This window comes from uncultured Kordia sp. (assembly GCF_947489565.1).
Lineage (GTDB): Bacteria > Bacteroidota > Bacteroidia > Flavobacteriales > Flavobacteriaceae > Kordia.
Genome location: NZ_CANLEA010000005.1, coordinates 145,137 through 158,569, shown reverse-complemented (window position 1 = coordinate 158,569; position 13,433 = coordinate 145,137). Strand labels below are relative to the sequence as shown.

The following is a 13,433-nucleotide window of genomic DNA, read 5'->3' as shown; positions in this document are numbered from 1 at the left end:
TTGATGGTTAGTTTCTTTGATTTAAATAATCTACAAAGCGTTGTCTGAACGCCGTATTTGCTTGTTGTGTGTTTAATAAGAAATAATATCCTAAGTTGCGTTCTAGTTCTAAAATGCTGATTAAATAGTTGTATACTGCATTGGCACGCGCCAATTGTGCACTTAAATAATTGTTTTGTGCATCTAGTAATTGTACAACATTGACAGCGCCGCTAGCATAAGATGTTTGTGTTAATTCTAAAGATTCTTTTGCCGTTTCTTCAGAAATTTTAGAGAGCTCTAAGTTTGAAATTTGATTGACCAATGTCAATACGCTATTTCGAATGTTTGCAGAAATCGCCAATTCTGTATTGTCAATATTAATTCCTATTTGATCTTTTTGAATGGTTGCGATTTGCTTGTTGATGTTTGTTTGTGTTCTGTTAAATATTGGAATTGACACATTGACACCAACATTATAGTTTCCATCTGGTATTGTAGGGAATCCCGTAGGAAATGTGCTTCCTACGCCCGATCGACTGAAGGTACGATTGTATTGTCCTTCCAAGGAAACCGTTGGTAAAAAACGTCCATTTCCGTTTAGCTTTATGTTTCGTTCCGTTACATTTAGGTTATATCCTAATGCTTTTAATTCGGGTGCATTTCGCTGCGCTTCTTCTACTAAAAACTCAATGAATGGTTCTCTTAATTTTGGATCGTCCAATAATTGCGTTAACTCATCGTAGTTGTAGGTTTTAAAAATTCCTTCGCCCAATTCTACATCTTCAATGTCAATTTCGGTTCCTGTAGGATTGTTTAGCAATTGATTTAAGGACACAAAAGATTGTTCCAATTGATTTACAGCTTCCACCATGGCTTGTGTGTTTTGTGCCATTTCACTTCGGAAACGTAACATGTCTGATTTCCCAGATTCTCCAACATCAAAGTTTTGCTCTGCCAATTCTAAGTTTTTCTTAGTCAATGCCAAGTTTTGCAATTGTATTTGTGCGTTTGCTTTTAGAATTAATGCTGTAAAGTAAGCATTGGAAGCATTAAATATCAAATCTAATTGTTCTGCATTAAAATTCTCTTTTTGTGCTTCCAATAAGTCTTTCTGAATGTCAATATTGGCATTTGCCGATTCTGAAAAGATTGTTTGTTGCAGTGTAATATTTCCAGAAGTTGAAAACTCAGGGTTTTGTCCATTGCTCACTTCTGCCAAATTCGGATCGACATACGCGCCCGTTGCAGAAGCTGTAAGACTAGGTAAATAGTTACTTTTGGATGTTTTTACATCTTGCTCTACAAGATCAATATCTTTTTGTGATGATTGTAGCGATAAGTTTTTACCAATAACATCTTCAATCACAGAAAGTAAATTGTATTGCTTTTCAGATAATACGTTTTTAAACTCGCCGACAAAGTCTGTATCGTTGATCAAACTATATTTTATAGATACATCTACCAATTCAGCTGTATTGTAATTCATCGTTAATCGCGAATTATAATCTATAAATACGGGCATTTCTGAAAGCGGCGTTCCATTCACATAGGATTCTACCGTAAGTGAGATTCTTCTGGAGAATTGCTCAAAATTATTTTCAGCTTGATTCGTCGCCATAAATCCTAACTTCACTTGATTGGTTCCGTTATTCGTAAATGATGGTATTTTTTTCTCTATAAACGTTTTTGCCAACGCTTTTACTTCTTCGCTAGTCAAGAAAAATCCGCCTGCAAGATATACTGCATCCAAACCGTTTAAGTTATCTACAATATCTGCCAAAGACGTAAACGGAATTACTTTGAATTCGGCTTCCAACTCTTTTACAATGGGCGCAAATGTTTCTTCTATTGATAGTACATCTACCAATTGTTTCTCCATAATTACGCCTACTTTTTTGAAATTGGTCAACTCTTTTAGCTTTTGCAAGTCGCCTCTAAAAGTTTTTGATTCAATAAGGTACGTGAAGTTTTGAATTCCTGAGGTTTTCTTAGCAATATCAATTCCGCTGATATCTTGATTTACGGCACCAAATAAAATCGTAGGTTTTTTGTGTGTACTTTGTTTGCTTACGATAAAATTATTGATGACTCCAAACGCCAAAATGATATCTGTTTCACCTGCTATCAGCTTTTCGTAATGCGTTCTTGCCTTCTCTAAATCATAATTATTAACCAGAATGTTTTGTGCTGGGAAATTAATGATGGCATCTTCTCCTACAACTGCTTTGATTTGATTTTCGAGCTGTTGTAGTAGTGGCTCTAGTTCTTGAGTTCTGTTATCTAACAGAATCCCAATGTCGTATGACTTTTTTACTTGTGAAAAAGCCAATGTTGTACATAAAATAAGTACGATTGAAAAAATATTCCTCATGATGGTTTGTTAGTTCGCTTTTAAAATATCTTTGAAATGATGTTCTAGTTTTTCTTGTACAAAACCTAAAATATCTTGACTAAATAGGATGCTTTTGTCTATATAATTGTTCAATAATTCATTCTCTTTACTCCTGATTTCCAGTACTTCCTCAAATAATTTCGTTTGTTCATTATAGGCTTCTAATACCAGACTAATTCTTTTAACGAGTCCTTCAATATTTACATAAAAAAGGCGCAAACGCTTGTTATTTTCATCGTATGTAAAACCTACCTCTTCAATATTATGCAAAAATGATAAAGCTTTACTCGTTGCACTTTTGCTTATGTTCAGTTCTTCTTTGATCTCCTCAAAGGTGAAATACTTTTGATCTGACGTATAAAATAACCCTAATATTCTCCCAGCGATTGGTGGATAATTGTCTTTTACCAATAGCTCTCCGAAAGTATTAATGATATCTTTTTTTCTTTTTTCTTTGGTTTCCATGATGCGAAACTACAACAAAGTTTCCAGACTAGGAAACTAAAATGAATATTTTTTTAAAATTCATCTTCAATAAGTTACAAATTAATCCTTCATAAAATATGTATCATTTTGAAAATGCATTATTTTTGACAAAAACATAACACATGCAACATATTATAGATAGATTCATAAGTTACGTTACTATTGATACGGAATCTGACCCAACTTCTGAAACTACGCCAAGTACTGAGAAACAGTGGAATTTAGCTAATTTATTAGTTGATGAATTGAGACGAATTGGCATGCAAGACGTTACTATTGACGAAAACGCATATATTATGGCTACATTACCAAGTAATGTAGCTCATGAAGTACCAACCATCGGATTTGTTTCACATTTTGATACTTCGCCAGATTTTACTGGTGCCAATGTAAAACCGCAAATTGTACCCAATTATGACGGAAAAGATATTGTATTGAACGCTGAACAAAACATTGTACTTTCTCCAGATTATTTTGATGATTTATTATTATACAAAGGAAATACATTGATTACTACTGATGGTACTACTCTACTCGGTGCCGATGATAAAGCAGGAATTTGTGAAATTGTTTCTGCGATGGAATATTTGATCAATCATCCTGAAATTAAGCATGGAAAAATTCGTGTTGGTTTTACTCCAGATGAGGAAATTGGTCGTGGCGCTCATAAGTTTGATGTAGAAAAGTTTGGTGCAGATTGGGCATATACGATGGATGGAAGCCAAGTCGGAGAGTTAGAGTACGAAAATTTTAATGCTGCTGGAGCTGTTGTTACGATTAAAGGAAAAATTGTACATCCTGGATATGCAAAAGGGAAAATGATCAATTCAATGTTGATCGCCAATGAGTTTATTGCTGCATTGCCTTCAAATGAAATTCCGCAAGAAACAACTGGTCGTGAAGGATTTTATCATTTACATACTATGAATGGTAAAGTTGAAGAAACTACCTTACAATATATTATTAGGGATCACGATAAGGATAAATTTGAAGCGAGAAAAGTATTGATGCAACAAATTGCTACAGACATCAATGAAAAGCATGCAACTGATCCAATTTCTGTAGAAATTAAAGATCAATATTATAATATGAAAGAAAAGGTAGAGCCTGTATTTCATATTGTAGAAATTGCTGAAGAAGCAATGAAATCGTTAGGAATTACACCATTAATTAAACCAATTCGTGGCGGAACAGATGGTTCGCAATTGTCTTTCATGGGCTTACCATGTCCAAACATTTTTGCAGGTGGACATAATTTCCACGGACGTTATGAATACGTGCCTGTAGAAAGCATTCAAAGTGCCATTGATGTAATTGTAAAGATTACAGAGTTGACAGCTCTTAAATACGCTAAATAAATGAAAAAGTATACGTCTGTAGAAGATTTTATAAATGGTTTTCCGCAATGGGAAACTGCACTCAGAAAATTGCATGATATCGTCTTACAGCAAGATGAACTTGAGGAAACTATAAAATGGGGAGCACCGACGTATACTTTTAAAGGAAAAAATATTGTAGGTCTTGGAGCTTTTAAGTCTTATGTAGGATTGTGGTTTTTTCAAGGTGTTTTCTTAAAAGATGCTTCACAGGTATTGATGAATGCACAAGAAGGAAAAACCAAAGCAATGCGTCAGTGGCGTTTTAATTCTGAAGAAGATATCGTTCCTGATTTGGTGAGCAACTATATACAAGAAGCTATTCAGAATCAGCGTGACGGCAAAGAAGTAAAACCCGTACGAAAAAGCAAGACATTAGAAGTTCCAAAAGAACTACAAGAGGTGTTGACTTCAAATAATGATCTTGAAGCAGCGTTTTCAAAGCTATCACTTTCAAAGCGCAGAGAATATGCTGAATATATTGATACAGCAAAACGAGAAGCTACCAAACAAAGTCGCTTGGCAAAGATTATTCCGATGATTTTAGAAGGTGCTGGTTTGAATGATAAGTATCGATAACATACTGTTTCATAGACTCGTATTCAATTTCTTTTTTAAAAAATAATTAGCTAACTATCAATTCATGAAGAAAAAGTTCCCGTTCATGAAATAGATTCTTTCTCCATTAATTTCAATTCTATGTTTGTGTCAAAATTCACAAACATTATGAAAAAAACTGTACTTTCTTTACTTCTTTTTGGCTGTATTGCTAGTAGCCTATATGCACAACAGTTTACGGAATATTCCGTTCCTAGTCAGAACATTTTTAATCCTAGAGAGTTTGCCACTGGAGATATTGATGGCGATGGTCATATTGACATCATTGTTCCCGAAAACACCAATAGCAGCATTAGTGTTTTGTATGGTACTGGCGATTTATCTAGTTATACCATGGTTCGATATACACTCGTAGATCCGACAGTAAGTGGCAACATGAAACCTTGGGCAATTGTAATTATGGATATTGATGATGACAACTCGGACGATATTGTTTTTTCAAACTACGCCAATACTGCAAATGCTACCGATGGCGTGTATTGGATGCAAAATACAGGAAGTAGAACATTTGGAAGTGTTCAATTGATTCGTTTCCATGATAGATGTCGCGGCATTTATAAAGGGAATTTTGATACTGATGCACGCGATGAATTAGTCGTTGCAGGTGATAATAATTCCATTGGAAATCTGAAAATACTAAATATCACCACTTCAGGTGGCAGTATCGTTTTATTAAATTATTATGCCAATCGTAGACCATTGCATGTAACTTCGACTGATATCACAAATGATGGTATTCAAGATCTTATCTATTCTTCATTTGGTACAGGTTCAGAAGCTAACAACAGTACAAGTTCTACAAATGGAGTAAAAACATTGCAAAGTCCCTCATATAACTTTGGAATTAGTTTGATTACCAATGCAACACATACGGTAGCAGGCACTCGAAAGACTGTGATTGATGATTTTAATGAAAACGGTGTGAATGACTATATTGCTGTAAGTGCTGCGGGAACTACCACAAGTATCAAATCTTATAATCCGAGTCAAGGTGAAACTTCACATTTTTTCTCAACCGATGGAAGTCGAAATTTAATATCAATTGCTGCAGGTGATTTTAATGATGATAATGTACCAGATATTGCTGCCATTGATAATGTAACAAATGAAGTTTTATTATTCCCCAATAATGCTTCAAGTGGTATGGCCACAACAAACATCTCTTTTGGTACAACTTCCGTATTAAGTTCTACTACAAACGCTCCTACTTGGATTGATGCTGTAGATTTGGACAATGACGGAGATTTAGATATTCTTACCAGTAACAATGGCAGCGGAGCTAATTCTGGCGGATTTATTCAAATTTTGAGAAATGATGCCATCGTATTAAGTACACCAGAAGTTTCTACAAAAAACATAAAAGTAATTACTTCAGATTCAGAAATTATCATTTCAAACGTACCATCATCTGTCAAAAGTGGAGATTTATATGATATTAGTGGACGACTGATTCGCACACAAGAACTTAGTTCTCAAAATAATCGATTCCCAATAAACACACTACAATCAGGAGTTTATATTTTAAAATTATCACCCTCAAACACCAGCTTTAAAATCGTGAAACAATAAATTTTAGAAGCTATTTAAAAAACAAGGCAGCAAGGTAATTTGTTGTCTTGTTTTGTATCTATTACTTTTGATATACTTTGTAAATATTTTTTATAAACCTTCTTATATGAATACATTTTTTGTAAAATATCTTTTTTGGATATTTCTTTTTGTACTGACTACGGGTTATGCACAAGAAGTTGTTACTAAAAATGTAGCTGAACTTGCCAGTTTGCCTGACAATGAGTTTTACGATGTTTTACAAGATTCAAAGGGAAATTATTGGTTCTGTGCAGATTCTGGCTTGTATCGTTTTGATGGAATTTCGTTTATACATTATACAAATCCAGCGCAACGCAGTCAATCACTATTTAATTTAAAGGAAGACGATTTTGGGCGCATTTGGTGCAATAGCTTGAATGGTCAGTTTTTTGTGATCGATCCTGCTAAAGACAAGCTAGAGTTTTTTATTGATGTATCAGAGGAATTGATCGGTCGGTTGCCTGCATACGAACTTTATAAAAAACACCTCTTTGTAAAAATAGATAACAACAAACTATTTCAGTATCACTTTGACTCTAAAGAAAAAACCATACTCACCGATTCAGTTGGAGAATTTACAAATATTGTGAGGTTTCAGGATGATTTATTTTATCATAATCTGAATCGTCTCAACAAGAAAAACCTTAAGACAAATACCTTAGAAATCTTTCCGTTATCATTCAAAGGAACCAATCCGAAAATATATAATCTTCACGAAGATTTTTATATACTTCTGCATGATGAAAAATTTAAACTCACAAATTTATGTATCTTAAAAAATGGCAAACTCGTTAAACTTTCTGTTCCTAAAGCTCTATATCTTGAAGTGTATGATGTATCTAAAGATTCAAACGGATTGTTATACTTAGGTACAGAAAAAGGAGGCTTTGTCATGGAAGAAACCGAAGATGCATTGGTATCAAAATATACGTTTTTACAAAACTCAAAAGTATCAAAAATCTTAGAAGATGATTTTGGCAATTATATTTTCACGACGCTAAATAACGGTATTTATTATTGGGATGGACAAGAGAATTTTAAATATCAAGCGGAAACTTCTGGCTTGCAATCCAACAATTTAAACCATATTGTACAAACAGATGCTCAAAATTATGTTGTAACAGATTTTAGCAATAACATCTATGAATATGAACTAAACGGGCAATTACAACTAAAAAATCAATGGCAGAGTCCGAAGGAACTGAAAAGATTATTTGCTTTTGATAAAAAAGCCTATGTGATTGAGAATGAAAATTACATTATAAAAATCGATAGCGACTTGCAATCTTTAAAAGGTTTTAGCTTTTCTTCTATTAAAGATATTACGAAACATAAAGGCAAACTTTATATTGGACATTCATACAGTTTGGATCAAATTGATAACTTTCAAAGCACTACTAAAAAAAGAGCTATTAGACAAAAAAGATGTCTATCTGTAGCATCTTTTGCTGGCAAACTCTATGGTGCTTTTGCAGATGGTACTTTTAGCATACACAACAATAACTACACGCCTGTTACGTATCAAGATAAAATTTTATATACGGATCGTTTGTTTGCAGGAGCTGATTATTTATGGGCTTTCAAGAAGAATCAAGGGCTGTTTTATACAAAAAATAATACCTTTCAGCAACTTTCTAGATTGCAAGGAAAAAACGCAATTGTAAAAAAATCAAATCATAATATTTATGTTTTAGAGACTGGAAAACTATTTCAAATTAATGAAAAAGCACTTTCGTTAGATTTGGTAAAAGATATTTCTTCACAAATAAAAAATATAAAAGTTGTAGATTTCGAAGTCACTGACCAAACTTGTTTTTTGACCACCAATCAAGGTATTTTACAAATTTCTTTATATAAAGACAGTTTCAAAAATTCAGTTGCTTCAACTGTAATTCAGCAAATTTTAGTGAATGAAATTTCCAAGCAGAAAAATGAATTAACAGCACTTTCATACGATGAAAACTCTGTAAAAATATTTTTAAGGAACATAGATTTCTCAGGAAGGAATACGTATACATTTCGGTATAAATTAAATAATATTTCTAACAATTGGGAAACAATTTCAGATATCCAAAATCCTATCTATCTCAGCTATTTATCGCCTGCAAATTATACCCTAACCTATCAAACATTGCAAAATGATAAAGTCATTCATGAAGACAATATCCAATTTACCATCTTACATCCATACTGGAAAACATGGTGGTTTTTTACAACCATATTACTTTTAGTACTAAGCATTTCTTTCATTATTTTGCGTTTGTATTTAGGAAAAATAAGAACTAAACAACGTTTTGAATTGGAGCAATTAGATTTAGAGAAGAATCTGGCAGAAGCCAAATTGCAAAATCTAACGAGTCAGATGAATCCACATTTCACTTTCAATGCTTTAAATACAGTACAAGGACTCATTTTGGATGATAAGAAAGAAGATGCATATACGTATTTGGCACACTTTTCCAATCTATTTCGCAAAAGCATTGACTTCTCTTCCAAAACTTTTAATACGTTTAATGAAGAAATTACCTTTTTGGAAACCTATTTAAAAATTGAATCGAAACGTTTTAACAATCAACTCGATTACCAAATTGATGATACGGCTTTGGAAGATCGTTTTTATAAAATTCCAGCAATGATTATACAACCATTTGTAGAAAACGCCATTAAACACGGCTTACTTCACAAACAAGGAACAAAAAAACTGAGCATTCAATTTCAAACAGACGAAAATCATGTGCATTGCATCATTGTAGATAATGGAATTGGTAGAAAAGCTTCCGGATTACTTTCTCAAAACCGCAAAGATGCGCATTTAAATATGGCGACTTCTTCGGTACAAAAACGATTTGATTTGTATAAAAAACATCATGATATGGAGATGAAATATCTATATGAAGATTTGCTCGATTCAAATGACGAAAGTTTAGGTACTAAAGTGATAATTACAATTCCTTTAATGAAATAAATGATGATGTATACTATTGGAATTATTGAAGATGAATATTTTGCACAACGTGTGTTGATCAATTTGCTGGAAAAACATAAGTCACTTATACAAATTGCACACATTTCTAGCACGGTAGAGGAAGCTAAAAAAGATATTGCTACCTATACACCTGATTTTGTTTTTTTGGATATAGAATTGCCTGGTGGAAATGGTTTTGATATCATTGATTGTTTGAAGAAACACAAATCAAAAATAATTTTTACTACAGCTTATGAGAAATTTGCGGTAAAAGCTTTTGAAGCTTCTGCAGTTGATTATTTATTAAAACCTATTTTACCAGAACGTTTACTAGTTGCTATTGAACGTATGATTCAGCAGATAAAGACGGAAAAAGAAGCTTTAAATTACGAAGGGTTAAAGTCAAACCTAGCTACAAATGAAGTACAAACCATAACTATAAAATACAAGGACAGCTATAAAATACTTAATGTTTCCGATATTTTATACTTTAAAGCAGAAGGTGCTTATACACACATTCAAACCACTGAAGCATCTTATTTACAATCGCATAAACTCAATTTTTACGAAGGTATTTTTCAGCAACATGCTTCAATAATTCGCGTGCACAGAAGCTGGATGATTCATAGAAAGCATATTTCAACATTTTCAAAATCGAAACGCTCTGTTACGATTGCCAATCAAGAAATTCCAATTAGTAAAACCAATAGCAAAGCTGTTTTTGATCTTTTAGCATAAAACACGCTATTTCACAAAAATTTATACATAAAAAAAGCATCGTACATACGATGCTTTTTCTTTGTTGTACACTATAGTACATTTATTTTTTTTCAGAAGTCTTGTTAAGTCTTGCTGTTGCTTCTACTGAAAGCGCAGCTCGTTCAAACTTAATTTTCCCTGCTCCTGTTTCAATAACGCAGGTAAAATCTTTGTCGTTGAGCTCAACAATCTTTCCATGAATTCCGCTTTTGGTGATTACACGATCTCCTTTTTTAACGGATGCCATGAAGTTTTTCTCCTTTTTTTGTTTCTTTATTGATGGTGCTATGATTAAAAAATATAACACGGCAACCATTAATAATAGTGGTAATATCTGTTCCAATCTTTCTTAAATAAGTGATTAATGATTGTGTCCTTCGTGACCTGCTTGAGTCTTTGTTGCAGCTGCATTGTTAGCTCCTGCTGCTTTTTGAGCTGCTTGCTGTTGCTTCATTCTAGCTTCTCTTTCAGCTTTTGCTTTAGCTCTTTTTGCTTCCAACTCTGGGTTTGGATTTGCAAATGCTTGGATACGAACAATTTCTCTTCCTTTTTCAGTGTTAGCAGTAATTGTTACTGTATTCTTTTTAAGGTTTGGCTTGTTAGTAGAGTTGTACTTTACAGTAAATTGTCCACTTGCTCCAGGCGCGATAGGTTCTCTTGGCCAATCGTTAGGAACTGTACATCCACAGCTACCTTTAATTTGAGAAATTAACAATGGTGCTTTTCCAGTATTTTCAAACTTAAATACAGTTTCTACTTGGTCACCTTCGTTGATTGTTCCGAAGTCATGCTCCGTCTTGTCGAACTTCATTGCTGCAAAATTTGTTGGTTGTGCATCTCTTTTAGCTGCATCTTCAACTTTCGCTATATCTACTTTTTTTGTAGCATCGTCTTTACATGATGTGAATAAGACTAATGTCATTGCTCCTAATAGTAAAAATCCTTTTCTGATCATAGTATCTAAAATTTTAATGGGGTAAATTTAATAATTGTTTTCGTTACATCAAACCGCGACCGATTTTATTTAACTTATTTTCTTTTTTATATTCTTTAATTAACTTATCAAGAATTCCATTTACAAACATACTACTTTTTGATGTGGAATACTCTTTAGCGAGTTCAATATACTCGTTTATTGTGACTTTTGCAGGTATTGAAGGAAATTTTAAGAATTCGCAAATGGCCATTTTTAAGAGTATTAAATCTAAATTAGCAATTCGATCTTTATCCCAATTTGGTGTTTTTCCTTGAATTTCTGTCGTTAACATTTCATCGTTCAGTACTGTTTTTCGGAACAAATCTCTCACAAATGCCTTATCTTCATCGTCTTTATACAATTCTGATAGAAAAATACGTTCCTTTCCTTGCTTGGCTTGTTTGATTGATTTTAGAATCAACGTATTTACCACTGGCAAGTCATCAATCCACGTAAGTTTTTGGTCTTCGTAGAATTCATATAACTTTTCATTTGGCGCAATGATTTCTGAAAATAACTTTGCGGCAAAAGCTCTATCCTTTTCATATCCCGTTTCCGTGTCGGCCATATACTTTTTATACAAATCACTTTGTTGCATGGCTTCAAAAATCACACGAATGTACTCATCATTCAATTCCCAATCGTTCAAATTACGATCATGAACAGCATCTTTTAATGCTTCATTTTCTACCAAATGACAAATGATGGCATTTTGGATGAATTTTTTATTTGGATTTTTATCTGCGGAAGTGGCTAGATATTTTTTTTGAGATAATTCAATTTGATTTTGTGCATACTCACTCAATTTCACAAATAAATCAAGCGTAAGCACATGCAAATCATGCATATTCGCTATACTCATGTTGATGAATTTCAATTCTTTATCAACTTGATCACTGTGTGATTGTGACAATGCATAAATAGATTGCATTACTTTAACTCGAATATGTCTTCTTGTTAGCATCTGCGTAAGAACTTTAATTTTATAAAAATAAAAAACAAAAGGCGAAAGAAATTAATTCTTTCGCCCCGCAAAAATATAATTATTTTAAAAGAATGCTACTATTTGTTCGCTTCTTTTTTTCTAGTTTCTATTCTATCCAATGCAATACTTAATGCAGAGTTGTGTGTTGTGGAATTGTTGTTTTCAGAATGTTTGAATATTTCCAAAGTAGTATTGTAAATATTTTCTGTTTTACGCATAATTTCAGTTTTTCCGTAACCTTCTAATTCTGCGTATACATTTATAATTCCTCCTGCATTGATTAAAAAGTCTGGCGCATATGCAATGCCTTTATCTTTTAGCATTTCTCCGTGCTTAACTTCGTCTTTCAACTGATTGTTTGCCGCTCCAGCAATTACCTGTGCTTTCATTTTAAAGATACTATCATCATTAATAGTAGCTCCTAAAGCACATGGTGCATAAATATCCATATCTTCTGCATAGATATCAGCGCCACGGTAAATTTCGGCTCCGTATTTTTTACTTACTTCTTGCAAACGCTCTTCATTGATATCTGCAATGACAATTTTTGCACCTTCATTTGACAAATGCTCTACCAAAGCTTCACCAACATGTCCAATTCCTTGTACATATACAATACGATCTTCTAAAAGATTTGATCCAAATTTGTGCATTGCGGCAGCTTTCATTCCCATAAAAACACCGTATGCTGTAATTGGAGATGGATTTCCTGCGCCACCTCTTGATTCTGAAATTCCAGTTACATATGGAGTTACATCACGTACAAGATCCATATCACTAGTTTCCATTCCTACATCTTCAGCAGTAATATAACGTCCGCTTAAAGAATGTACAAATTCTCCAAACTTTTTCATTAACTCAGGTGTTTTCTGCGTCTTAGCATCTCCAATGATTACGGCTTTTCCACCACCTAAATTCAATCCTGTAATCGCTGATTTAAATGTCATTCCACGAGATAAACGAAGTACATCGTTTAAGGCTTCCCATTCATTTTTGTATTGCCACATTCGAGTTCCTCCGAGTGCAGGTCCTAAAACTGTGTTATGGATTCCTATTATTGCTTTTAATCCTGTATCTTTGTCATTACAAAAAACAACTTGTTCATGATTGTCAAAAGATAGCTGTCCAAAAACAGGATCAACCTTGTGTAATTCGCTTGTGTTTACGACATCTGAAACCATAGGCTACTGTATGTTAAATTATATATTATATAAAAAATAGACTGCAAAAATAGTGATAATTACAGTTTATGCAATAAACTTGTTGTTAAAATGAATATTTTTCAAAATAGAAACCAAATTTAA

11 protein-coding genes are annotated in these 13,433 nt (G+C 33.2%); 5 read left to right on the top strand and 6 right to left on the bottom strand.

Going from position 1 to position 13,433, the window contains the following annotated elements; genetic code table 11:
• Positions 1–7 precede the first annotated feature (7 nt).
• Both Q0845_RS08435 and Q0845_RS08430 read right to left on the bottom strand, forming a co-directional pair.
• Entirely contained in the window at positions 8–2,353 is a 2,346-nt protein-coding gene (locus Q0845_RS08435; RefSeq protein WP_298511698.1) for a TolC family protein, read from the bottom strand.
• Positions 2,354–2,362: 9 nt separating this feature from the next.
• The gene (locus Q0845_RS08430) at positions 2,363–2,839 is read right to left on the bottom strand and encodes a hypothetical protein (protein WP_298511696.1); all 477 of its coding nucleotides are present in this window, start codon (positions 2,837–2,839) and stop codon (positions 2,363–2,365) included.
• A gap of 143 nt (positions 2,840–2,982) precedes the next feature.
• Here Q0845_RS08430 and pepT point away from each other — a divergent pair, with 143 nt between their 5' ends.
• The 5 genes from pepT to Q0845_RS08405 all read left to right on the top strand — a co-directional run bounded on the left by pepT (position 2,983) and on the right by Q0845_RS08405 (position 10,147).
• Positions 2,983–4,218, top strand: coding sequence for a peptidase T (pepT, locus tag Q0845_RS08425; RefSeq protein WP_298511694.1), 1,236 nt, complete (start codon positions 2,983–2,985; stop codon positions 4,216–4,218).
• Positions 4,219–4,815: a DUF1801 domain-containing protein gene (locus Q0845_RS08420; protein ID WP_298511692.1), complete on the top strand. Its 597-nt coding sequence runs from the start codon at positions 4,219–4,221 to the stop codon at positions 4,813–4,815. It begins immediately after the preceding gene.
• 147 nt (positions 4,816–4,962) lie between these two features.
• Positions 4,963–6,423, top strand: coding sequence for a T9SS type A sorting domain-containing protein (locus Q0845_RS08415; RefSeq protein WP_298511690.1), 1,461 nt, complete (start codon positions 4,963–4,965; stop codon positions 6,421–6,423).
• Between the two features lie 106 nt (positions 6,424–6,529).
• Complete coding sequence (locus Q0845_RS08410; protein ID WP_298511688.1) at positions 6,530–9,409, top strand: histidine kinase; 2,880 nt, start codon at positions 6,530–6,532, stop codon at positions 9,407–9,409.
• A gap of 3 nt (positions 9,410–9,412) precedes the next feature.
• On the top strand, positions 9,413–10,147 hold the full coding sequence (locus Q0845_RS08405; protein ID WP_298511686.1) for a LytTR family DNA-binding domain-containing protein: 735 nt from the start codon (positions 9,413–9,415) through the stop codon (positions 10,145–10,147).
• Positions 10,148–10,229: 82 nt separating this feature from the next.
• Here Q0845_RS08405 and yajC read toward each other — a convergent pair whose 3' ends face one another.
• The 4 genes from yajC to Q0845_RS08385 all read right to left on the bottom strand — a co-directional run bounded on the left by yajC (position 10,230) and on the right by Q0845_RS08385 (position 13,310).
• Positions 10,230–10,511 (bottom strand): preprotein translocase subunit YajC, encoded by a 282-nt coding sequence (yajC, locus tag Q0845_RS08400; RefSeq protein WP_298511684.1) that lies wholly within the window; start codon positions 10,509–10,511, stop codon positions 10,230–10,232.
• Positions 10,512–10,529: 18 nt separating this feature from the next.
• Positions 10,530–11,123 (bottom strand): DUF1573 domain-containing protein, encoded by a 594-nt coding sequence (locus tag Q0845_RS08395; RefSeq protein ID WP_298511682.1) that lies wholly within the window; start codon positions 11,121–11,123, stop codon positions 10,530–10,532.
• Positions 11,124–11,166: 43 nt separating this feature from the next.
• Positions 11,167–12,108 carry a transcription antitermination factor NusB gene (gene nusB / locus Q0845_RS08390; RefSeq protein ID WP_298511680.1) on the bottom strand — a complete coding sequence of 314 codons (942 nt, stop codon included), beginning with the start codon at positions 12,106–12,108 and terminating at the stop codon, positions 11,167–11,169.
• A 98-nt stretch (positions 12,109–12,206) separates the two neighbouring features.
• A complete protein-coding gene (locus Q0845_RS08385; protein WP_298511678.1) occupies positions 12,207–13,310 on the bottom strand; it encodes a Glu/Leu/Phe/Val dehydrogenase dimerization domain-containing protein in 1,104 nt (367 codons plus the stop codon).
• Between the last annotated feature and the right edge of the window lie 123 nt (positions 13,311–13,433).